Annotated in this window: 22 protein-coding genes, 1 pseudogene and 1 riboswitch; of the genes and pseudogenes, 10 read left to right on the forward strand and 13 right to left on the reverse strand. The window is 41.0% G+C overall.

The window, feature by feature from the left end:
* Positions 1–17: 17 nt before the first annotated feature.
* The 3 genes from ycaC to ATY38_RS10225 all read right to left on the reverse strand — a co-directional run bounded on the left by ycaC (position 18) and on the right by ATY38_RS10225 (position 1987).
* Positions 18–647 (reverse strand): isochorismate family cysteine hydrolase YcaC, encoded by a 630-nt coding sequence (gene ycaC / locus ATY38_RS10215; RefSeq protein WP_062559204.1) that lies wholly within the window; start codon positions 645–647, stop codon positions 18–20.
* A gap of 39 nt (positions 648–686) precedes the next feature.
* A complete protein-coding gene (locus tag ATY38_RS10220) occupies positions 687–1037 on the reverse strand; it encodes a SnoaL-like domain-containing protein (protein WP_062559205.1) in 351 nt (116 codons plus the stop codon).
* 62 nt (positions 1038–1099) lie between these two features.
* On the reverse strand, positions 1100–1987 hold the full coding sequence (locus tag ATY38_RS10225) for a pirin family protein (RefSeq protein WP_201011889.1): 888 nt from the start codon (positions 1985–1987) through the stop codon (positions 1100–1102).
* 107 nt (positions 1988–2094) lie between these two features.
* On the opposite strand from ATY38_RS10225, the gene ATY38_RS10230 reads away from it, so the two are divergent.
* A complete protein-coding gene (locus ATY38_RS10230; RefSeq protein WP_062559206.1) occupies positions 2095–2415 on the forward strand; it encodes a winged helix-turn-helix transcriptional regulator in 321 nt (106 codons plus the stop codon).
* 224 nt (positions 2416–2639) lie between these two features.
* On the opposite strand, the gene ATY38_RS10235 is transcribed toward ATY38_RS10230, so the two are convergent.
* Together ATY38_RS10235 and ATY38_RS10240 are read right to left on the reverse strand one after the other, a co-directional pair.
* Positions 2640–4841, reverse strand: a complete 2202-nt coding sequence (locus tag ATY38_RS10235; RefSeq protein WP_062559207.1) for a cytochrome-c peroxidase — start codon at positions 4839–4841, stop codon at positions 2640–2642.
* A gap of 146 nt (positions 4842–4987) precedes the next feature.
* Positions 4988–5812 (reverse strand): PEP-CTERM sorting domain-containing protein, encoded by an 825-nt coding sequence (locus ATY38_RS10240; protein ID WP_062559208.1) that lies wholly within the window; start codon positions 5810–5812, stop codon positions 4988–4990.
* Between the two features lie 161 nt (positions 5813–5973).
* Positions 5974–6053: riboswitch (cyclic di-GMP riboswitch) on the reverse strand.
* A gap of 433 nt (positions 6054–6486) precedes the next feature.
* Between ATY38_RS10240 and ATY38_RS10245 the strand changes: the two genes are divergently transcribed.
* Positions 6487–7665 (forward strand): DesA family fatty acid desaturase, encoded by a 1179-nt coding sequence (locus ATY38_RS10245; RefSeq protein WP_062560178.1) that lies wholly within the window; start codon positions 6487–6489, stop codon positions 7663–7665.
* A gap of 92 nt (positions 7666–7757) precedes the next feature.
* Here the strand turns inward: ATY38_RS10245 and ATY38_RS10250 are convergent, their stop codons facing one another.
* The 5 genes and pseudogenes from ATY38_RS10250 to ATY38_RS10260 all read right to left on the reverse strand — a co-directional run bounded on the left by ATY38_RS10250 (position 7758) and on the right by ATY38_RS10260 (position 10802).
* Positions 7758–8465: a Crp/Fnr family transcriptional regulator gene (locus ATY38_RS10250; protein WP_062559209.1), complete on the reverse strand. Its 708-nt coding sequence runs from the start codon at positions 8463–8465 to the stop codon at positions 7758–7760.
* Between the two features lie 158 nt (positions 8466–8623).
* The gene (locus tag ATY38_RS15515) at positions 8624–8731 is read right to left on the reverse strand and encodes an entericidin A/B family lipoprotein (protein WP_418006997.1); all 108 of its coding nucleotides are present in this window, start codon (positions 8729–8731) and stop codon (positions 8624–8626) included.
* 293 nt (positions 8732–9024) lie between these two features.
* Entirely contained in the window at positions 9025–9192 is a 168-nt protein-coding gene (locus tag ATY38_RS15520) for a DUF1328 domain-containing protein (protein ID WP_074701960.1), read from the reverse strand.
* A gap of 291 nt (positions 9193–9483) precedes the next feature.
* On the reverse strand, positions 9484–9762 hold the full coding sequence (locus ATY38_RS10255; protein WP_062559210.1) for a hypothetical protein: 279 nt from the start codon (positions 9760–9762) through the stop codon (positions 9484–9486).
* A gap of 318 nt (positions 9763–10080) precedes the next feature.
* Positions 10081–10802 (reverse strand): annotated as a pseudogene (locus tag ATY38_RS10260) (Crp/Fnr family transcriptional regulator).
* Between the two features lie 563 nt (positions 10803–11365).
* Here ATY38_RS10260 and tnpA point away from each other — a divergent pair.
* The 4 genes from tnpA to ypfJ all read left to right on the forward strand — a co-directional run bounded on the left by tnpA (position 11366) and on the right by ypfJ (position 14640).
* Positions 11366–11803: an IS200/IS605 family transposase gene (tnpA, locus tag ATY38_RS10270; RefSeq protein ID WP_062559212.1), complete on the forward strand. Its 438-nt coding sequence runs from the start codon at positions 11366–11368 to the stop codon at positions 11801–11803.
* Positions 11804–12128: 325 nt separating this feature from the next.
* On the forward strand, positions 12129–12314 hold the full coding sequence (locus tag ATY38_RS10275) for a hypothetical protein (protein WP_062559213.1): 186 nt from the start codon (positions 12129–12131) through the stop codon (positions 12312–12314).
* A 105-nt stretch (positions 12315–12419) separates the two neighbouring features.
* Complete coding sequence (locus ATY38_RS10280; RefSeq protein WP_062559214.1) at positions 12420–13496, forward strand: IS5 family transposase; 1077 nt, start codon at positions 12420–12422, stop codon at positions 13494–13496.
* A 283-nt stretch (positions 13497–13779) separates the two neighbouring features.
* The gene (ypfJ, locus tag ATY38_RS10285; protein ID WP_062559215.1) at positions 13780–14640 is read left to right on the forward strand and encodes a KPN_02809 family neutral zinc metallopeptidase; all 861 of its coding nucleotides are present in this window, start codon (positions 13780–13782) and stop codon (positions 14638–14640) included.
* A gap of 548 nt (positions 14641–15188) precedes the next feature.
* Here ypfJ and ATY38_RS10295 read toward each other — a convergent pair.
* The 3 genes from ATY38_RS10295 to ATY38_RS10305 are packed head-to-tail and all read right to left on the reverse strand — an operon-like array spanning position 15189 to position 16656.
* Positions 15189–15782 carry a potassium channel family protein gene (locus tag ATY38_RS10295; RefSeq protein WP_062559217.1) on the reverse strand — a complete coding sequence of 198 codons (594 nt, stop codon included), beginning with the start codon at positions 15780–15782 and terminating at the stop codon, positions 15189–15191.
* A gap of 50 nt (positions 15783–15832) precedes the next feature.
* Positions 15833–16462 carry a DUF2971 domain-containing protein gene (locus tag ATY38_RS10300; RefSeq protein ID WP_062559218.1) on the reverse strand — a complete coding sequence of 210 codons (630 nt, stop codon included), beginning with the start codon at positions 16460–16462 and terminating at the stop codon, positions 15833–15835.
* Positions 16459–16656, reverse strand: coding sequence for a hypothetical protein (locus tag ATY38_RS10305; RefSeq protein WP_062559219.1), 198 nt, complete (start codon positions 16654–16656; stop codon positions 16459–16461). Before ATY38_RS10305 ends, ATY38_RS10300 begins: the two co-directional genes overlap by 4 nt.
* A 901-nt stretch (positions 16657–17557) precedes the next feature.
* Here ATY38_RS10305 and ATY38_RS10310 point away from each other — a divergent pair.
* From ATY38_RS10310 to ATY38_RS10325, 4 genes are all read left to right on the forward strand, one after another.
* Positions 17558–17821, forward strand: coding sequence for an ElaB/YgaM/YqjD family protein (locus ATY38_RS10310; protein ID WP_062559220.1), 264 nt, complete (start codon positions 17558–17560; stop codon positions 17819–17821).
* A gap of 45 nt (positions 17822–17866) precedes the next feature.
* A complete protein-coding gene (locus tag ATY38_RS10315; protein WP_062559221.1) occupies positions 17867–18241 on the forward strand; it encodes an ElaB/YgaM/YqjD family protein in 375 nt (124 codons plus the stop codon).
* 196 nt (positions 18242–18437) lie between these two features.
* Positions 18438–18980: a YMGG-like glycine zipper-containing protein gene (locus tag ATY38_RS10320; RefSeq protein WP_062559222.1), complete on the forward strand. Its 543-nt coding sequence runs from the start codon at positions 18438–18440 to the stop codon at positions 18978–18980.
* A 988-nt stretch (positions 18981–19968) separates the two neighbouring features.
* Positions 19969–21135 carry an IS4 family transposase gene (locus ATY38_RS10325; protein WP_062559223.1) on the forward strand — a complete coding sequence of 389 codons (1167 nt, stop codon included), beginning with the start codon at positions 19969–19971 and terminating at the stop codon, positions 21133–21135.
* The last annotated feature ends 409 nt before the right edge of the window (positions 21136–21544 follow it).

A 21544-nucleotide genomic window follows, 5' to 3' on the forward strand; every position in this document is an offset into this window, starting at 1 on the left:
ACTGCGAGCTTGCGGATTTACTTTTTGGTGATAGCAAAATAGCTTGTCATCAAATTGCGATAATTAGGCAAATGATTAGAGAACAAGGTGCCTAGGCCTTCAATATCGTTGCGCCAGTCGCGGTGTAATTCGCACGCTACGCCAAACCAGCTCATCAGCTGCACCCCCGCTGCCTGCATGCGCATCCAGGCTGCATCGCGGGTTACTTCATTAAAAGTGCCGGAAGCATCGGTGACTACGAATACTTCATAACCTTCCTCGATGGCGGATAGCGCGGGGAAAGCGACGCAGACTTCGGTAACCACGCCGGCAATGATCAGTTGCTTGCGGCCGGTTTTTTTGACTGCGTTAACAAAATCTTCGTTGTCCCAGGCATTGATGTTGCCGGGGCGCGCTACATAAGGTGCATCGGGAAACATGGCCTTGATTTCCGGAACCAGCGGTCCGTTCGGGCCTTCCTCGAAGCTGGTGGTCAGAATGGTTGGCAACTTGAAATACTTGCCGCACGCGGTCAGTGCCAATACATTATTTTTAAACTCATTCGGTGAAAAATCCTGCACGAGGGAGATCAGCCCCGCTTGATGATCAACCAGCAGTAAAACGGCATCATCTTTGGATAGCTTGTTGTATTTGAAGGTTTTGTTCATTGTTATACTCCTTTAGGTTATTAATGAGGAAATGATAGTTCAGTACAACGCATAGAAGCGGTCACTGATGATCTTGTCATCCTTCCAGTGCTGTACCGCTACTTGATCAAACTTCTTGTGCCCGAAATCTTTATGTTGATATTCATAATGCCACTCGGTCATGGTCACGTTTTCACCCACGGCGGTCGATACAATTTCCGATTTAAGCCATGCCTCAACGCCTTCGAATAGCTCTGACTCCCGATCTTTGGCTTGTTTTAGCCCTTGTGCCACCACATCATTTTTTTCGATCACGGTACAATCGGGGTGGTAATACTTATCCATCGATTCCAATATCTCGCCCTGCAGAATCATCTGATTTAAATCGTTGAGTTTTTCTTCCAAAGTCATTTTGTTCCTCTATATTGAATGGTGATCGGTTCGGTAGATGTTATTGCTTGAATTGTATGAGTTCATGCTATCTTTCCCATTTTGCCACTCTGGTAATCTGTCATGGCCTGGCGTATTTCTTCCGCTGTATTCATGACAAACGGGCCACTGCCTACGATGGGCTCATCGATTGGTTCACCGCACAGCAACAGCGCTATTGTATCGGGCGCGCTGTCGATAGAGATATAATCGCCCGGCCGCTCAAACAGGCCCACTTCCGCTGTATCAATGATTTCAGATCCATTGACGCGTACTGAGCCTTTGAGTACTGCCAGCAATGTGTTGTAGCCGTCAGGCACGGCAAGTTCGATCGGCTGATTGCCGGTTAAGCGCAAATCCCAGACGTTGATCGGTGTAAAGGTGTGCGCGGGTCCTGCAATGCCGTCGAATTCACCGGCAATGACGCGCAATTTCCCTTGATGATTGGGGAGATCGATGGCGGGAATCTGGCAATTCAGAATACTTTGATAACGGGGAGGCGACATCTTATCCCTGGCGGGTAAGTTTACCCACAGTTGCACCATTTCAAGGATGCCGCCGTGCCGCGCGAAATCGCGCCCGTGGAATTCTTCATGAACCAGACCGGAAGCCGCTGTCATCCATTGCACATCACCCGGACCGATCTTACCGCCAGCACCGGAACTGTCACGATGCTCCACCTCGCCACTATAAACAATAGTAACTGTCTCAAAACCGCGGTGCGGGTGTTCTCTAACACCATGACGCTGTTCAGTGGGTGAAAATTCCATTGGCCCTGCGTAATCAAACAATAAGAAAGGGCTGATCACGGATCCCAGCGCTGAGTAAGAAAACAACGTGCGCACCGGAAACCCATCACCGACCCAGTGTTGATTTGCATTTTTCTGAATAGACAACAGTTTTTTGATGGATACTCCAGGTTCTGTTGGCATAATTGTTATCCTAAAAAGTTTTTTATATGTGCAATAGAATAATACCCTCGGATTAAATTACAAGTACGCACAAAAAGGATACTGTCAGAAAACAGGGAGATTCAAAAATGCCAACTAAAGAAGTGTGTTGCCCCGTTGAGGTTACGTTAAAAATAATTGGGGGACGCTGGAAGGTTTTGATTATTCACCACCTGTTAAACGGTACGATGCGATTTAACGAGCTGCAAAGGAGCTTAACAGGAATTACCCACCGCACTTTAAGCCGACAACTACGCGAAATGGAGATACATCAACTCATTGTCAGAAATAATTTCAATGAAATTCCTCCACGCGTTGAATATTCGTTATCGCCGCTGGGGCATTCCCTTAAAACCATCCTGCTGTCGATGGATGAATGGGGAAGGAAATATAGTGCTGTAGCCAAATAAAAGAAACCGATGTTTTATTCCGGAGTCTGTTATGGGTTGGGATTTGTATAGATCGGCATTGGGTAGAAAATGCTTTTGCGCGGCTAAAGCATGAGCAAACAAGGGTAAACACGATACGCCAAACTGAAGAGAAATTACGAAAGCATGATAACCTTTATATGCGAGATCTGTGGTTATCGATGTGAAATCTTTACAGACCCCAGCATAATCCGCTTTTTATGGTGTTATTGTAAGAAGCGATCAAAAGATTGCAATGGTTGTATTCTTCCAGCAGCTCCGACAGCGGGAATAACCAGAAACTGATCAGCTGCAAGGCTCGCATTCATGGGGTTTTGCTTGGTGATTGATGAGTTGTCTCCAATATGACCGTGCGGCACTCGTATTTCCGGGTGGTCAAATGGTGCTTTTTCATAGCGCACCCGGTCATCGGTTAAGCTTTTTAGAAAATTGAGTAAGTCGGTACGTTTCTGTGGCGCGAGGCGCAAGTCAACCAGCGCAAAAATCTTGGCAAATTCTTTCGGAGGCGTTGCAAAGTTACCGCCTCGCGTATAAAACGCCAATACTTCATCCAATGTTGCCATGCCGCCGTTATGCATGTAGGGCCCGGTTAATTCGATATTTCTTAAAGTAGGAATTTTGAACGAGCCATTCGCGGCGCTTAAGAATCTTTTTCGTTTGGGTTTGCTCAATTCTGTCAATGCGGCATTTATTGTTGGTATAAATATACCTGCCGGATTGAAACAATTGACAGTGTTTTGCTTTTGTCTTTGTATTCCATCCACACGTGTGAAAAATAAAGGATGGGGATTGTTACTCTCGATAGCAATCGACGTATCCAGATCACAAGGCCTTACATTTGCAACATAAGGATCTACAACCCCGGATACGTTGCCTCCCAGAAGCTGTAAATATTGATCAGAGAACGATAAAGGATTACCGAAAGGATCAGTGCCCCCCAAGCCAATATCATTTTCTACCGGAGTGACACCGGTGCCAGAGAAACCCGTATCTTGAAACATCATGCCGCCGGTCAACGATAGACTGGTTACCACAGTTGTAGTACTGACACGGAATGTGGAATTACCGAAAGCATGCGGATTTAATTTTTGCAAAATACCATTGGTTACCACAGCTGACGAAGTAAAGTTAGGGCCGATATGACAAAGTGCGCAGTGCGAATCACGGAAAATATCCATGCCACGTTGTGCTGATGCACTTAAATTTACGGGTATGCCATGCTCATCCACAGCGCTGCGATCAAAGGGTGAGTCATCGGATATCAAGGTTGATTGATATATTTGGAGCGCAAGCGCAAAGAACATGGCAAAGTTAGCCTCTACCTGACGATAGGGTGTGCTATGCGTTGCAGAGCTAAGCGGTGGCACGCCAAATGGGCCAGTGTGAATATAATCCCAATACTTGGGATTAAATGCTTCCATGATCAATTGATGGTAGCTCGTATTTAATCCTTTTTGTAAATTATTGGGTGTGCTGTGCGCCAATCCACCCAGTACGCTATCATTCCAGTGCACACGCTGATGCTCGAGTGGTTTGCGATTCAGTAACTTACGGCCAAGATCGGCAAAGGTCCGTCCGTGACAACTCATTTCGGAGTCATCCAATGGTGGAGAGATGGCCAGGGAGGCGAGTGAGGAATTGATGAGTCTCAAACGCTCTTTGGCAACCGTGCCATCGCCATTTCTAATCCAGACACCGGCATCAGGATCGCGATCTCCCCAAGGACTGCTACCGTTAAAAATATTATTGGCACGGCCATCCCAGAAGCTACGAAAATTGAAAACGGCATTAATGACAGTTGGTGTATTTCGCGGCTCAACTTTGCGCGTCCCTTTTGTACCTACATGGAAAACCGGATCAGAACTGCGATTACATTGATCATTTGTTGTCGCAATTGATTTGACATCTCGATAATCACCGCCAAAGGTTCCCGACGAAGATACTACATCATCGCTGTTAAAAATAACGGAGCCTGTGGGGCTGAGCGGATCATCGGTTTGATAAAAAGGAAAGTCATTTCTCTTCAGGATCGCATTAGGTCCACGTAGTGTGCCGTCGCGTGCAAGCTCAAATTCCTTTGGCAATTCACTATTTTTACCTGCCGGCGCAATTTGATTTTTAATGCGTCGATCCGCACCTGCATGAAAATGACAGGTAGCGCACGCGATCCCATCACTTCCGACATTAATATCCCAAAATAAGGCCTTCCCAAGTATTAGAGCTTTATTTTTATTGATAATAATGGGATCAGAGCCACCTACTAAGCCAGGTACATTGGGAACCGGTGCTCCTTTCAAGGACATGGGGATAGGACCAAAGCCATCCGCTAGCAGGAGTGACCCAGTAAAAAAAGTAAGGCAACCTATCTTGGTTAGTGCGCTTATAATTTTTTTTATAATGTTGGGCATATTCTTACTCCTAAGCATGCATTTCAAGGAATTTCAAGTTGCTTGCGTGTTTTGTTTTGAGTACGTGCGGAAGAATTTATTCTTCACGGTAAGAAACGGAGCGATTCTGGAAAATGCTCCGTTTCCGCTATTGTTTTATTACTATTTTAGGCTGCAACGTTATTCAAAGCTTTTCCGCGGTTTTTCAGGCGCCAAGCCACAAGACCCAGACCAACGAGCAACATCGCGTAAGTTTCAGGTTCCGGCACTGCACTGATATGCAGTTCAAAGGCTCCGCCTGCAGTGGCGTTGTTAGTACCTCCGATGTACATGGCATACCACCCTGGCGCTAAGTCATTGAACACAAGCGATGCGGAATTGGCTCCAGTGCTGCCACTAATGCCATTCTCGAAAGTGTTCGTTAAACTTATGTCATTTGCCCCTGTGTGAATGGTTTCGCCCCACCCGTTTCCAATGGTGTGCGAAGGGCCGGAAACTGCATAACCCAAAGTTTCGAGTACGTTGCCTCCATTACCGCTCGCCATCCATAATGTTCCCGCATCGCCCATCGCGCCAGTTGCATTAAAGGAATGTGGCGTGCCAAATCCTGCCGCACTGAGTTCGCCGCCAAAGCCGGTGGTTCCACCATCGAATTCGGTACCGCCAGTGGCCCAAACCGTAAACCCGGGAGCAAAACCGGAATCTCCGGAAACAGTTACGGCAACATCTGCGAGACTGTTATTCTTAAAGGTATACCAATCTCCAGTATGAGCCCAGGCAGAATTATTTAGAGCGGGATTGTCCGAGTATGCGCTTTGTAGACCGGTTTCCGTGGCAGAAATGCTGCTGCCCAAGTTAAGCTCATTATTATCACCAGTCCAAGGTTTAAATCCTACGGCATCAGCAGCATGCGCGCTTGCACTTAGCACGGTGATAGAAATGATAGCTGCTGAAATAAGCATACTTGTTATTCTTGCAAATTGTTTTTTCATTTGGAATCTCCAATAATAATTGAATACTTCTAAACCAATTACAGTGTGCCGTTGACTATATATTGAGTTAATAAACAGTAGCTTCCGGCTTTCATGGGTGAATGATGATCTGAAGTCGATAGATTTGATGCTTCTCGATTCAGTGACTCCCATCATTCAAGGGAGGCAACCCAGCGGTCTCAGTGATGGAGATCTGTAGGCTTTCCGAGCTTATCTTGCGACAAGGGTGGCTTTATCAATTTATGATTAATTTTATTGTATATTGACAAAATTACAATGTGGCAAATTGCCGCACCTTTTTAGAACAAACTGACGTGTAACTGGACAATTTGGTGGAAGTTACTTGTATATGGACCTTCTAATATTGCAAACATATAACTTTGATTTTAAAGCGCGTAAGATTCTCAATAAATATAAAAAAATCAATATGTTCGATAGCGCACAGAAATGATCCCGGATTGAGCATATTGTTTAATTTGTGCGAGGAAGTCGGTAGCGGCGGAACGCTGCTATGTTAGATTGAAACCCATCAGCGTTTTGCCTTCTCTTGATGAATAGATTTTTCATATTGCACTACTTCGCCATGGCTTCAAAATATGAAAACCACGCATAAAGAACAGCAGGGAAGTTTTATTTAATTTGAGTAAAGGATCTAATTTATTATGCAACAATTTATGCAGCTTGGCCTGATTGAGCTTCCGTGGTGGGGCTATGTGTTAGTTGCGCTAATCATGACCCACATGACCACTGTAGCTGTAACGATTTTTCTCCATCGCTATCAGTCACATCACGCGCTGAAGCTGCACTCCATGGTCAGCCACTGCTTCCGTTTTTGGCTATGGCTTACCACCGGAATGGTCACCAAAGAATGGGTGGCTATACACCGTAAACACCATGCCAAATGCGAATCTGACGAAGATCCACACAGCCCGCAGGTACATGGCCTCAACAAAGTGTTGTTTGATGGTACCAAGCTATATCGTATAGAAGCTAAGAATACCGCAACGCTTGTCAAATACGGTCATGGCACGCCCGATGACTGGATCGAACGTAATTTATATTCGCAGCATGTCGTGTTGGGTATCGGCATTATGCTGACACTTGATCTTGTTTTATTCGGTCCAATCGGATTCCTTGTATGGGGGATACAGATGTTGTGGATTCCGTTCTTCGCCGCCGGGGTCATTAACGGTGTTGGACACTATTATGGTTATCGCAATTTTTCGACGAACAACACTTCCACCAACATACTGCCATGGGGGGTTATCATCGGAGGAGAGGAGCTGCACAACAATCATCATGCCTATGTGACTTCCGCCAGGTTCTCCAACAAGTGGTGGGAATTCGACATTGGGTGGATGTACATTCGCGTTCTGGAGATGCTGGGTTTAGCAACCGTATGTAAAGTGACACCCGAGATTCGTTTTAAACTGACTAAATTTCCTTGTGATGTAGATACTTTGAAAGCCGTAATCGCCCACCGTTATGATGTGCTAGCGAGGTTCGCTAGCTACCTGAATCAACCTACAATCACTGAAATTCATAACTTAAGCACGCGAGCTATTCCAGGTTTGCAAGATGCCCGTGCGCTGGAAGCAGTTAGACATTGGTTGCAAACGGATGTCGGTCGGATGGCGGAGAAAGATCAGGTGGCGTTGGATCAGGCGCTTCATTCGAGTCAATTGTTGAGCACTATCTACTCAATGCGACAAAATCTTGTTGCCTTGTGGAGTAGTTCTACCACCTCCACGGAGCAACTGGTAAAGGATCTAGAAAACTGGTGTGTGCTGGCCGAGGAGAGTGGCATCGGCGCATTGCAGGAATTTTCCAGGAAATTACGTTGTTACAACTAGCTGGTATGATGAGAACGCATAAGTGTGTCCTCATTAATGCTTAGAATCAGCTTTATCTTAATCCATATTGGATTGATTCTAAGCTTTTTGTTTTAGCCTAAAATCTTTTCGTAAATTTCTTTCTCTATGCGATAGCATGCACATGAGGCCGCTTCGAGTCCAGCGCGATCGAGAATCTTGATATTTCCACGTTTGTAGATAATTAATTCGCTTTTTTGGAGAGAAATTGCTGCTTTGGTGATGCCAACACGCCTTACACCCAGCATATTAGCCAAGGATGCGTGTGTGGCATAAAAATGATCGGATTGTGCCCGGTCCTGGGTCATCAAAAGCCAGCGGGCAAGTCGAGCCTCAATAACATGGAAGAAATTACATCCTGCCGTTTGAGCAATTTGGCTCATCACCACAAAAAGATAGCGTTTTAATTTCTGATTAAATGCGGCGCTTTTCTGAAGTTGTAGCAAAAATATAGGTGTCGATATGCGTAATGCCTGACCTGCCCCTTGAACCACAGCGTTACATGAAGCAACATCAACTGCCAAGATGAGGGGAAGGCCAAACATACCTTCACGACCAACCAACCCTATTTCCAGATTGCGGTCATTATCAATTGGTGTGATTAAGGAAATAATGCTCGTGGTAGGAAAATAAACATGGGAAATCGGATTGCCAGCGTGATATAACACTTCTGCAAAGACCAGTTCGGTTTCTACACCACTTGCAAGTAATTTTTTGTAGTCATTACCAGGTAAAGCAGCTAACAAATGATTAGTTCTTATAATTACTTGAGCAGACGACATAAGAGTACTCTGTATGTAAAAAAATAATCAGTGAACTCTTGATATCCATATCACTGGGCGGCTGAGGTGGCGGTGCTCACTGTTAATACTGCAAAAATCTTTGCTATCTATGCGATAGGAAACGTGATTCATACAGGAAAAACTTCTGCAACTAAGTTTTAGTTTGCCGATTTTTCAATTGCCTGACCACCCTTCTTAACATCCTTTCCTATTCCACTCAGAGTATTACATGCAGACAATAAGGTAATAGTAATTAGTGTAATCATTAGAATTAATGCTTTCATAATAGGCTCTCTTTTTATTTAAATAAAAAATTAAATTTTCTTTGATATAGTGAACTACTTAGCAAGAATGCTTAGTAAAGTTTTGGCGTAATTTTCTGAGATTTCTGAGAAATGGAATGCGTTATACTGAAGATTACGCTTGTGTATAAAACCAGCTAGGCTCTTATAGACTGGGGATCAATGTTTAGCAGTTTCCAGAAGATCCATAATTAAACGTAGCAAAGACTCATGCGCTTAATTCATCAGTTTTTCAGAATGGCGCATAAATTTCTACTTCAAATGGCAGGAGGTCGTTTTCCAGTCAGAAAGAAGACGATAGCCATAATAATACCGACCACAAACGCAATCCATGCTATTTGAGTGGCCGTTCCCGCAATGCCGGAAAACCCGAGTAGGCCTGCGATAATAGCGATAATCAGAAATGTAACTGCCCAGCTAATCATGTGTTTTCTCCTTATTTCTAAATGATACATAGTTCAAACTTCATCGAATTGATAGCAACCCCTATACCTATAGTTGGCAACCCGTTACAAAAATTAGTTGCTGACAAATAATCATTTAGGAGTGACACACACGATTTATTTAAGAACACCGCACAAGCTCAGTTTTTATTTTTGTAACCAAGCATGCCCAGTAAACCTGTAAACAATAAATATTTGATTGGTGGTCACTATCTACAATGAAATTACAGCCAAAATCTTTCAGTAGTAGTTATTGAACATGTAGAAACTAAATTAATAATTTCCTTTTTTATCTGTGGGGGAATTTTTTTTCTTATCCGTTCCGGTCGAGCTGCTTGTATCGCGATCACGGTTCTCAGAAGAACTTGAGCCGCTTTTTTCTTCTTCACTTTTCTTTTTAGACGCATTGGATTGCGATTGCTGTACTTTGTCTTGCCTGTCATCTATTTTATTCTGCGTCTGAGAATATTCGGCAATTGCGGATGTACTCGCTAGCAAAAATGCTGTACTGATAACAAATGGTATCACTGTATTTGTTTTAACTTGAATCATGATATTGCTCCTTTTATTAAATAGAATCCTAAGTTCCTGGGATTAACAAGTACTGGGCTTAGAACCTAGATAATCCTCTTGAGCGTCCGATCGGTCTGTTCGTTACCGAACATTTGAAGAAAATAGGTAAATTTCGAAGATAGATGAGGTGAAAATGTCGGTTTTTTGTAATTAACCTTTTCATGCAAAACTATCAATTTACTTTAAGATATTTGCACGATAATCAATATTTTTCGCTTATTCTGTCTGCGAAAAATGGAGAGACAATTAGTTTATTGAATGAATTAATAACAAGTTATGCAATTGGAAAGAATGAAATCAGGAATGAAGTATACGCTCGGATTCTTTTCGAACTACTTCGTAACATTCACATACCCGCGCTTCCAATCCCTTCCGATCTATCACGGTGATATGGCCTCGGATGTATTGAATCAATCCGGCTTGCTGCAATTTCCCCGCAGCTTCAGTAACACCTTCGCGGCGTACGCCTAACATATTGCCGATCAATTCTTGTGTCATGGCTAGTTCATTGGAAGGTAGTCGATCGAGACTGAGCAGCAGCCAGCGGCAAAGTTGTTGATCAATCGAATGATGCCGGTTACAAACCGCCGTTTGTGCCATTTGGGTGATAAGGGCTTGGGTGTACTTCAGCAAATTGTGAAGCACGGCCCGTGACGGTTAAATTCTTCCATAAATTGTTTCTGTCGTATCCGGTAACAATACCCTGCACTCTGTACTACAGCACGATTTGGCATCGTTTGTCCGCCCATAAAGAGAGCAACGCCGACAACCCCTTCAAAGCCGACCACTGCAATTTCCGCTGAAGCACCATTCTCCATCACATAAAGTAGCGATATGATGCAATCCGTGGGGAAATAGACGTAATGGAGTTTTTCTCCGGATTCGTAAATAACATTGCCCAGAGGCATCTGGATAAGCTCAAGATGAGGAAAAATACGATCGTATTCTGTCTCAGGTAATGAAGCCAGGAGGTGATTTTTTTGAGGGTTGATATGTTTTTCGGTCACGTCAGTCTCCATACTGTATGAATAAAGAATAAAGAATAAAGAATAAAGAATAAAGAATAAAGAAGAATGAGCGACACTATGCTTTCAAACTATCCAGTAAATTTCTATTATACGTATCCAATGTATGTTAGCGCACAAATCTTATCCGGCATTTTATTATAAAGCCGCTGATACTCTATTCAGATACAGTTAATACCCGTTTGACAGGAGCATTTCTATGTCAGTTAGCACATTTCATTTTCAATTATTATTCTATGCTTGTTTGGAAGTTTACCAATCGGACCACATGGTATCGAGGAGAGGCATGAAGCGAGTAATGGAGTGGATTCTTATTCTGCTAACTCTGATTTTATTAGAAATAAATATAGCGATAAATATTCCCGCGGTATCTGTTGTTTAGTTTCTAAAGCCTTAAATTTCTTTTCCCAAAGATTAATGTATTCTTATGCTTGAGTCCAAAATGTAAAAGCAGTGGGGATTCACCCACTGCTTTTTATATTGCTACTGAAACGAATTAAACTTGCGATTCCCCGTGGTCTTGCCACGGGGATCTAATTAGGCTTTAGAATGATGGGATGCGAGATGTCGTAGAGAAGGCGAGCCACTGTGGGTGGCAGATACATTATCACATTGTATTTCCTGTGAAATACAGACGGGGACTGTTAGATGACGCAGTTGTAAAAATCATTATGATGACTGCGAAAGCGATAGAAGATCGATACGACATTGAGTTTGAGCAGATAGGTTGCGACGAAGACCACGTACATATACTTTGTACGGCACATCCGAAAATTGCACCGGGTCAGATTGTTAGGGTGTTCAAAAGCATAACAGCGCGGGAATTGTTTAAGTGGAAGCCGGATTTGAAACGAGATCTGTGGGGTGGTGAGTTTTGGACGGATGGCTATTATGTTGCAACTGTAGGGGAAAGAGCGGATTGGGGTGTGGTTGAGCGGTATGTAAAGAATCAAGGCAAACCAAAAGAAGAACTGCGTCAACTTGAGCTTTTCTAATACCCCGTGGTCTTGCCACGGGGTCGTTTATTACTTATATCAAAACGTCAACAAGCTCTGGTTAATTTGGATTTTTCAAATTTTTTGAGAGCATTGAGGAGTTGTCAGAAAACATTTTCTAAAGCTTTGCAAGATCAAAAATCATCTCTGCTAATACTTTCCTCTATGTGGTTTTTCGTACATTACTTTGTTTCATACGCCTGTAGGATATAACTTCATTTTTAATTCCATTTAGTCAAGTTCAAGATTGAATTAACTATTAGCCTCAAATATTTTTATTCCATACTGAAATAATATTTGAAAAATATCTTTTAGGAGACGTATCATGAATCAAAAGAATCAAGGTGAAGGAAATCGAGAAGCCGCTAAAGAATATAATGAGGCAACCAAAGATTTTGTGGAAAGTGGCAAAGTCGAGAAAAATATGAATAAACATATAAATTTAACCGACGAAGAAAAAAAAGAAATTCAAGAAGCGGAAGTAAAAGGAAAAGAAAAAGCTAAAAAATAACTGGAACTCTATGGTTATTAAATAACAAAGATTCCTGCACAACCTTGCCTGCCAGTGCAATAACCAACTAAAATAGAGGGGGTTAAAAGACAGTTGGAGCAAAAGATGCAGATGAGTTTTGGAACACTGGAATTAGCAGAGCGATTGAAGCGAGAAAATGTTCTGGTGAAGATTGAAGGCCTAATTGAGTGGGAGGAATTACGTCCGAAACTTACGGGTTTGTACAAGCGCGAGTTATCGCATGGTGGAGGCCAAGAGCCGTTTGATGGGTTGTTGATGTTCAAAGCGATCCTGCTAGGTCAGTGGCATAGTTTATCGGACGCTGCGTTGGAGCAAGCACTGTGTGTACGCATTGATTTTCTGCAATTTTGCGGACTGTCCTTGTCGGATGCGATCCCGGACGAAACCACTTTGTGCCGGTTCCGTAACCGGCTAATAACCAACGATCGGCTAGATGATCTGCTGGCCTCTATTAATGAACAGCTTCAATCCCACGGATTGATGATCAAGGGTGCGACAGGAGCGGTCATTGATGCCACGCTGATTGAGTCAGCGGCACGCCCTAAAAAGACCATCACACTGGAGGTGGATGCCGAAGAAGGTAAGGTTGTTCAGTTTGAAGATGGCAGTCAACCTGGAATCAACTGTATCGAAGAACAAAGCGCGGATCCGGATGCGACCTGGCTAAAGAAAGGCAAGAAGTCACAGTTTGGCTACCGCAGTTACCTGGTGGTGGACGCACAAGACGGCTATGTGCGCGGGGTTCACACCGCCCCTGCCAACCAGAGCGAAATGATGCATTTCGAAGCCGCTATCGATGGTGCGCATATCGAGGCGAATCGGGTGTATGCCGACAAGGGATCCGCCAGCAATGCCAATCGGCAATTTCTAAGAAAGCAAAAGATCAAGAGCGCAATCATGCATCGCGCGTACAAGAATAAACCCCTCTCGTCACGCCAGAAGCTGGCGAATCAATTGATCAGTAAAAAACGCTATATTGTCGAACAGTGTTTCGGCACAATCAAACGCTTATTCAGAATGGGACGCGCCAGCTACTTCGGTACGACGAAAGTCAACGCCCAAGTCATACTGAAAAGTATCTGCATGAATCTAAAGAAAGCAGCCAACAAAATCTTCGTAGACCAACCATTAAGGGGAGCGATCCGTCCAAATATTACATAAGGGGGAAAAATTCACCTAAAAAAAGGAAAAAACTCCACTTTCTATTAAAGTGACGTGCAACAAGTGTCACTTGGAAAATTTTCTCTGTCGCTACAGCAAAATTCTTGCGGTTGTGCAGAGGTCTTTAACATAGCATTAAAAACATTCTGGAAGAAATTGCTTTAGAAAAAAGATTCTAAGAAAGAATTTAATCTGTGTTTTTTATAATTGATAATTCCTTGAGAAATAAAGTATCAAGAAGCAAACGATACGATATCTCTACTTCTTATAGTTGGAGTAATGTATGCTTTGGAAAACTGGTCGTCGTAGTCAAAATATAGAAGATAGGCGCGGATTGAGCGTTTCTCGAGGTGTCGGTGGCGGAGGCATAGGTATTCTCCTATTAGTACTCGCAGCCCTATTTTTCGATATTGATCCACGTATTGTCATGCAAGGAACTGAAATTTTAAGTGGTGGAAGTGCGTCCTTGCATACCCAAACTCAACCAATCCCCAGTGGTCAAGAGGAGGCAAAGGAATTTACTTCAGTAATTCTGGCGGATACGGAAGACACATGGAGAACATTATTTTCCGAACAATTAAATAAAAAATATAAAGAACCTACTCTTGTTTTATTTAGTGGTGCTGTTCAGTCAGCATGTGGTTTTGCACAAGCCGCAGTAGGCCCATTTTACTGCCCTTATGACCAGAAAGTCTATATAGATCTTACCTTTTTTGATGACATGAAAAAATTGGGCGCTTCCGGTGATTTTGCTCAAGCTTATGTTATTGCGCATGAAATTGGCCACCATATTCAAATTTTATTAGGCATTTCTGACAAGGTCATTGCTGAGGGTAAAAATATGAATAAATATCACAAAAACGCCTTATCAGTTCGACAAGAGTTACAAGCTGATTGTTTTGCAGGCGTGTGGGCAAATAATGCACATCGAGCTCGTAATATTCTGGAAAGTGGAGATATAGAAGAGGGTTTAAACGCTGCATCGGCCATTGGGGATGATCGTTTACAAAAACAATCACAAGGTTATATTGTTCCCGAATCTTTTACACATGGTAGTTCAGAGCAAAGAGTACGCTGGTTTAGAAAAGGGTTAAAATCAGGAAAAATTGGCGATTGTGATACCTTCACTGCGGATAAATTATAAATTTTCCGTAAAAATTCTTTTTGCTATTGCAATCTAAACCACACATTTATATGGTTTTCTATTACTAACTATAAATCCCATTTTGAATGGGTACATTTCAAAATATTGGTAGTTTTACGGATAGCTTCAAATCTTGATGAAAGGAGGCTCCGAGGCTTTGCCAAGGGCTAAATGTGGTAGTTATCAAGTTTGCGTAAACGGGTATGTTCCTGCTGAAGCTGTGGACACACATATTCTTGCCAACTTTGCAAAACATTACACGCAAGCATCGTGTCGCTGATTTACGAGAAAGATATCAATTTGAAATTTAATTGTTGATCACAATTTCTCGCACTTATAAATTTCATTCTGATTTATTATTGTTTCCAAATATTTTGAATATTTTGAATATATTCAAAATTTCGATATACCATTTAAAATCTTTTTCATAACCAATCACTATCTTAGATACATTCTCTGGAACAATAGTATTTTTAGTAATTGGAATCCATTCTTTTCTCTTGGTATTGTAATAAAATGATTCCCCTGGTTCGGGTGGGAGCATCCAGTCAATAAAGCTCCTTTTCTTTTCCTGTAAGAGTTCTTACGCGAATTCTTCCTTCTATGAAAGTTTTTTTGTTTGTTCTGTCGCCGTCAAATAGGGCCATTTCTTTCGGAATTAGATTTTCCTGACACCATAACCATATTAATGATGCTCCAATTGCCATTGATGCCATACCTGCAAGTGCTTCATAAGATGTTGTTAGTCTATGGCTTTCAAGTGGTTGTAAATCCCCATATCCTAAAGTAGTAAAAGTAGTAATGCTAAAATAAATAGCATCTGATAAATCTGGTATGAATTCACCGCATTCACCTATTAACCCTGACGATTTATAGTGAAGTGCAAAAGCTAGTATTGTAGTACCAATTTGTAGCAGTAAAAGAATAAATAAAAATGCGTAAAAAGATCTACTTAAATTTAAAAGGGTTGGGATTATCCATATTATTATAATAAATCCTAATATCAAGAAAATTACTGTAATGATTGAATTCCAATTTAAATAACCGCTAATCAGACTACCTAATAACGCAATAATAAAAAATACAGTTCCTATAAATACAACTGTCACAACATATTGCCATGGAACTCTATGATTTAACATTTTTATCCTTTTGTGCCTTTAAATTTAGAATTAAGTAGAGAATAATTATTTTAATAAATGGGTGCTGAAGATTGAAGGTCGGAATGGAATACAAGGAGATTAAGATTATATTTTTTTAAGATAGATTTTATTAAATCTACTATCCACTCTTCCGCGGTGGGTGAAATATATATAATTTTGATTAATTCATTCAGATTCACATTTACATAAATCCCATTTATATTTTGATCGGTATCAATTGGACGATCATATTCATCATATTTCCTAACATGAATTAGCGCTCTTAACTCTTTTTCATGTTCGAAACTTTTCCTTTTATATAAAAAAGGAGAGAGCATATTTTTTACTGGAATGTGATCTTTTCGATAATCAATGTAATTAACGATTCCTATATAAACAATATAATCCTGATTATCTAATACCGATTGAACAAGATCATTGTATGTACTTACAATTGCTATGCCATTTGAATATTTAGCGTATAAACTCCACATGGCTGCAGATTCATATTCTTGCATGTGCCATGAATGAACAAATATTTTATTACGATCATTTAAAACAGCTCGGGGAATTTCTCGGTGTGCCAAAGCTATAAGATCTATATTTATTTTATCGCCCTCATATTTTTTCTTTCCCCAGTCTTCTGCATCTTCAAAACTTTTATTATCAACTTCAATCATCCTTTTTTTTCTTTATCAATATGTGCAATGACTTGGTGCTTTAGTTGATCAAATAAAGTAATTTCCTCGTTTCCGATCATCGCGTTAACATGAGTAAAATGTCCTTCATATGGATCTACTTTACTTAATTTATCAAGCCTGGGGAAGTAAAGGGCTGATTTATCAATTAAGGATAAAAACTTTTCAAAATCCATATACCGCCAGATTAAACAATTAACATCTGTTGGGGCTGTACATGCTGGATGAATTCGGTAGGGCATCTGAAAAAATACATCTTTTTAAGTTTTAGAAGCTTTTATTATATTAGTAATTGTTTTTCCCTATCTTAAAAAAATAATCGAGTGTTTTCTTCTTTAATCTTTAGATCCATACTTTATCCCTACTAATCGACGGGTATATTTTTATTGGAATTTTCCGCAATGCTACAAAGTACTTTTGTTAGGAGTGCTTAATTTGATAATATTTCCAAAACGTAATAATTATTATTGGCGCATTCGTTACACCCGTAACAAATCAGAAAGCGCGGATTTTACCGGTATGTTACGAAGGAAAAGAAGCGCCTGATTGAATCAGGCGTTGATAAGGAAGAATTGCGTTTGCTTTGTAGATAGCTTAGTAACCGACTAAATTTACACGCCGAGAGAAGATTTTCACAATACAGAAGATATATTTTATAAGTATATGAATATTAATGATATTATATTTATAATTTTACGTGATAAAAATTTAACTCTTAAGTTAATTCAATTTTGAGTTCTCCTAAATCGAAATAAAAACTCGTTCACCATCTGCATTTCGCTGCAAAGCATCCGAAATAGCCCCATCAGGCTCAACTTTTGCAAATGCTTCCAACTTTCTTAATCGATCTTGTAGTTTCATCTTAAGTGCTAATTATTCTTTCTCGAATTATTAATTTTATTTTCCTGATATAAGTATTTATTCCTATCAAGATAATGAATTATAAGGTAAAAATAAATATTATCGGTCTAACTATTTTATTAAATCGAATGTAAGTTAGCTTCCTAACTGATCCAATTATATAAGGATGTTATTTTATAAACTGATAACCAACGTTTAATTAATAAAAGGATTTCTATGAAAAATATAGATACGGTAGTGGATTTTGCAAGCAAAACAATTGATAACACTATGAACGCAACTAATAATACTATTGATAAGGTTAGTAAAGTGACCAAAGAAGTTGCAGATACTATTGGTGAGAAAGGGGATCAAATTAGGAGTGTGGAACAAAGATTAGTCAAAGAAACTACTTCATATATTCGTGATAATCCACTGAGATCGGTTGGTATAGCAGTTGGAGTAGGGTTTCTGTTGAGTAAATGGTTCAATGATCGTTGATATTTGAAAATAATTATTAGTTAAAGAACCTTTAAGGAAGTTACCGTGGAAAAGTCTGAAAAATTATCAAACATAGACAAAACATCTCAATTCGCACATGAAGCTATAGACAAGGCTACAAATGCAACCTACAAAGTTGCAACTAAAATTGTCGATAAAGGGGATGAGCTTAATCAAGTTGCGAATAAAATTGTGGATAAAGGAGATGAGCTAAATAATTTAGCGCATGAAACTATTGATAAGGCTACAACCGCAACTCATGAAGCTATAGATAACCTCCAAGAGAAAAAAGATCAACTGATTAATGCTGAGCAGGAAGTTATTGCGAAATATTCTACTTATGTTCGAGAGAATCCTGTTAGGGCATTAGGAATTGCGGTAGGGGTGGGTTTTCTTGTCAGCAAGTTCTTAAATCGTTAAATTCTATAATTCGTATTTTTAATATCATAAAAATGCGTTTAATGTGGTTTAAAGTTGCTGGGAGGGAAATAAAAATGCCCGCCTCATAATCCTAATGAAAGGGATACTTTTTAAACTAGCCATAATGGATAAGCAAATTAAAATTTTTTGTTAGATATCATTTATTTTGATAGCCCTTTAACTTCTAAAGATATTAATGAAAAGATTATTCATATTTGTAATTTTTTGCTTAATAAGCGCTTGTGCAAATCTTCCAAAAGGCCCTAGCATCATGGCATTACCCGGATCTGGTAAAAGCTTTGAACAGTTTCGTTCTGACGATAATGAATGTAGAGAATATGCTTTTCAACAACTTGAGGGAAATACACCTCAGCATGCGTCAAATAGTAGTGGTGTACAAAGTGCAGTTGTTGGAACAGGACTAGGAGCTGCTGCGGGTGGTGCTATAGGTGGAGGGGAAGGCGCTGCTATAGGTGCGGGATTAGGACTTTTAATGGGAGCGATATTCGGCAGAAGTAATGCTTCTACATCAGGGAATATACATCAACAAACATTTGATAATAATTATATTCCCTGCATGTATGCCAAAGGTCATAGTGTACCTGTTGCGGGGAATGTCACTAAGAATCCATCATCCACTTACAATGGCGCTAATCGAACAACTCCTACCTTGTCCCCAAATATTAATCCACCTTTGCCTCCGTCAGATAATCCTCCACCTCCTCCATCAATTAGATAAAAATCCTTATATTTTATTTTTTGCAAAAGAAATAAGGAAATATATATAAGCTGGATAAAACAAAAATATTATATTAGGTTAAATATGTATTGCATGGTCAAGCACTACCTGGATGAGTTCGTCAGGCAATTCAGAGGGGCGTTAATCAGCCGTGAAATCTATAAATAGCAGCAAATTACTTCAGAAGAAACGCTGACCGATATCCAGCGTGCAGCCCAACTTTACTATCTGCAAAAGCTTGTATTCGTGGCAAGGTATCGGGTCAGAACTTTGGTACCGCAAGCACCAGTGCACCGCGACAGAATTTGTTGTGGATGGAAGAGGATTTGAGCCAGGCGCATCTGCGGTTATCGCGAACCTATATTGAACACCTGAGCTGGCAGAGGATTGCATCAAAAAATACGACAGGCCCGTACACACCTTATTTTACTGCGATCAACGTAGTGCTAGTCGATCTGAATTGATCATTAAGAATTTTTAAAATTTGTTTATGTTAGATAGCGAACAGATTTAACTTATTAATTATTCTCATAATAAAATACTTAAAAAGGAGAATCTAATGAGAAACTTAATTGTAGTGATGATAGGTATAAGCATTTTTGGGCTAAGTGGGTGCCTATCGATTAATTCTGAACGAGCGCCAGAAACTGAAAGAATCATCGTAGTGCCTGACGATAATGAGAAAAAAGTAAAAGTTGTACCTTAAAAGCCATACTGAACGATTGATTGTTTGGCCTTCTCAACAAGCTATAAAAATCTTTTATCTAAATAAAGCAATCCCCGGCTATGCCTGGGATTGATCGATCAAGGGCAATAAGATAATAGTCTCGGTTAATAGGTATATCCGAGATCAGTAGTGTCCGGCAATTTACCCAAGATGATTGTATAACAGATTGATCTGTAGAATGAAATGGTATGTTTGGGGGTGTCACCGATTTGAAAGTGAATTTTTTGCGAAACTGGAGGTTTCCCTACGTGGCTTCTTATCATGCATTCAGGCAAATTGGTATTCGCACAACTCATGGATTACTTGCCCCTTCACACATTCCGCCGCTGTGTACAGCGTTACCCTTCCAAATATCCCACCAAGACTCTTTCGCATCTCGATCAATTTCTTTGCATGGCTTTCGCGCAGCTGACTTACCGCGAGAGTCTGCGCGACATCGAAACCTGTCTGCGCGCTCACCAAGCTAAGCTTTATCACTTGGGCATACGAGGCAACATCGCCAAGAGTACGTTGGCCGATGCCAACGAGCAGCGCGATTGTCGCATCTACATGGATTTCGCGATGAGCTTGATCCAGATCGCCAGAAAGCTTTACTCCAGCGATAGCTTAGCGGTGGAGTTGGAACAGACAGTCTATGCACTCGATACCACGACCATCGATCTGTGTTTGAGCGTCTTTCCATGGGCGCGCTTTCGTCAGACCAAAGCTGCCGTCAAGATGCATACACTGCTTGATCTACGCGGCAACATTCCAACGTTCATCCATATCAGCGACGGCAAGATGCACGAAGTCAATGTGCTCGATTTCCTGATCCCCGAAGCTGGCAGCTTTTACATCATGGATCGGGGCTTTACCGACTTTGCTCGCTGGTTCACTATGCATCAAGCACAAGCATTTTTTGTAACGCGCGCTAAATCCAGTCTCCTTTTTCGCCGTGTCTACTCTCACTCAGTGGACAAATCCACGGGACTGCGATGCGATCAGACCATTGCATTGACCGCTACGAAGGCCAGCAAGGATTACCCGCAGCACCTACGACGTATTAAGTTCTATGATGCCGAACACGACAAGCATCTGGTATTTCTAACCAACAACTTCGATTTACCTGCACTGACCATCGCTCAGCTTTATCGTTGTCGCTGGCAGATCGAACTATTCTTCAAGTGGATCAAACAACATCTTCGTATCAAGCAATTCTACGGAACCACTGAAAACGCAGTCAAGACACAGATATGGATTGCCATCTCGGTTTATGTCTTGGTTGCCATCGTAAAAAAGCGACTCAATACCGAGACTTCACTTTACACAATCCTACAAATCCTGAGCCTAACTCTTTTCGAGAAAACTAACCTAGATCAATTACTTAAAAATACTGAGATGCAAATGATCACTCACCATAACAACAACCAACTGAATCTATTCAACTAAATTGCCGGACACTACTGATCCGAGATAAAAAAAGCATTCAAAATTACCTATATCGTAGGGGATGAGGTCGATCTGCGCGACGAATCGAATTAATAATCTAAAATTTTGGGATTAGAGCGTTAAATCCTCAAATCCGCAGTGCCAAATAAAGCGAAAAATAGTGCAAAATTGTGCGATTGGTTGCACCTAGTGGCGGGTTTTTTTACTGCGTCTTATATCTGTCTATTGTAACCCCGGCGTAACCCCATAAATAAAAAAGAGATTAGTCTTTTGAACTAACCCTCTGATTTATTTGGTAGGCCGTGCGCGATTCGAACGCGCGACCAACGGATTGTAATGTATTGTAACTAACTGTTTTTATTAATATTGCACTTGCTTGTGCTCGCCAATAATCGTCAGATTTGTCATT

The sequence above is a fragment of the Nitrosomonas ureae genome, from assembly GCF_001455205.1.
Lineage (GTDB): Bacteria > Pseudomonadota > Gammaproteobacteria > Burkholderiales > Nitrosomonadaceae > Nitrosomonas > Nitrosomonas ureae.

What these genes read in the sequence shown, in the direction of transcription:
- ycaC (WP_062559204.1), bottom strand. Translation starts at nt 647, where the DNA reads ATGAACAAAACCTTCAAATACAACAAGCTATCCAAAGATGATGCCGTT.
- ATY38_RS10220 (WP_062559205.1), bottom strand. Translation starts at nt 1,037, where the DNA reads ATGACTTTGGAAGAAAAACTCAACGATTTAAATCAGATGATTCTGCAG.
- ATY38_RS10225 (WP_201011889.1), bottom strand. Translation starts at nt 1,987, where the DNA reads ATGCCAACAGAACCTGGAGTATCCATCAAAAAACTGTTGTCTATTCAG.
- ATY38_RS10230 (WP_062559206.1), top strand. Translation starts at nt 2,095, where the DNA reads ATGCCAACTAAAGAAGTGTGTTGCCCCGTTGAGGTTACGTTAAAAATA.
- ATY38_RS10235 (WP_062559207.1), bottom strand. Translation starts at nt 4,841, where the DNA reads ATGCCCAACATTATAAAAAAAATTATAAGCGCACTAACCAAGATAGGT.
- ATY38_RS10240 (WP_062559208.1), bottom strand. Translation starts at nt 5,812, where the DNA reads ATGAAAAAACAATTTGCAAGAATAACAAGTATGCTTATTTCAGCAGCT.
- ATY38_RS10245 (WP_062560178.1), top strand. Translation starts at nt 6,487, where the DNA reads ATGCAGCTTGGCCTGATTGAGCTTCCGTGGTGGGGCTATGTGTTAGTT.
- ATY38_RS10250 (WP_062559209.1), bottom strand. Translation starts at nt 8,465, where the DNA reads ATGTCGTCTGCTCAAGTAATTATAAGAACTAATCATTTGTTAGCTGCT.
- ATY38_RS15515 (WP_418006997.1), bottom strand. Translation starts at nt 8,731, where the DNA reads ATGATTACACTAATTACTATTACCTTATTGTCTGCATGTAATACTCTG.
- ATY38_RS15520 (WP_074701960.1), bottom strand. Translation starts at nt 9,192, where the DNA reads ATGATTAGCTGGGCAGTTACATTTCTGATTATCGCTATTATCGCAGGC.
- ATY38_RS10255 (WP_062559210.1), bottom strand. Translation starts at nt 9,762, where the DNA reads ATGATTCAAGTTAAAACAAATACAGTGATACCATTTGTTATCAGTACA.
- tnpA (WP_062559212.1), top strand. Translation starts at nt 11,366, where the DNA reads ATGCGAGATGTCGTAGAGAAGGCGAGCCACTGTGGGTGGCAGATACAT.
- ATY38_RS10275 (WP_062559213.1), top strand. Translation starts at nt 12,129, where the DNA reads ATGAATCAAAAGAATCAAGGTGAAGGAAATCGAGAAGCCGCTAAAGAA.
- ATY38_RS10280 (WP_062559214.1), top strand. Translation starts at nt 12,420, where the DNA reads ATGCAGATGAGTTTTGGAACACTGGAATTAGCAGAGCGATTGAAGCGA.
- ypfJ (WP_062559215.1), top strand. Translation starts at nt 13,780, where the DNA reads ATGCTTTGGAAAACTGGTCGTCGTAGTCAAAATATAGAAGATAGGCGC.
- ATY38_RS10295 (WP_062559217.1), bottom strand. Translation starts at nt 15,782, where the DNA reads ATGTTAAATCATAGAGTTCCATGGCAATATGTTGTGACAGTTGTATTT.
- ATY38_RS10300 (WP_062559218.1), bottom strand. Translation starts at nt 16,462, where the DNA reads ATGATTGAAGTTGATAATAAAAGTTTTGAAGATGCAGAAGACTGGGGA.
- ATY38_RS10305 (WP_062559219.1), bottom strand. Translation starts at nt 16,656, where the DNA reads ATGGATTTTGAAAAGTTTTTATCCTTAATTGATAAATCAGCCCTTTAC.
- ATY38_RS10310 (WP_062559220.1), top strand. Translation starts at nt 17,558, where the DNA reads ATGAAAAATATAGATACGGTAGTGGATTTTGCAAGCAAAACAATTGAT.
- ATY38_RS10320 (WP_062559222.1), top strand. Translation starts at nt 18,438, where the DNA reads ATGAAAAGATTATTCATATTTGTAATTTTTTGCTTAATAAGCGCTTGT.
- ATY38_RS10325 (WP_062559223.1), top strand. Translation starts at nt 19,969, where the DNA reads ATGCATTCAGGCAAATTGGTATTCGCACAACTCATGGATTACTTGCCC.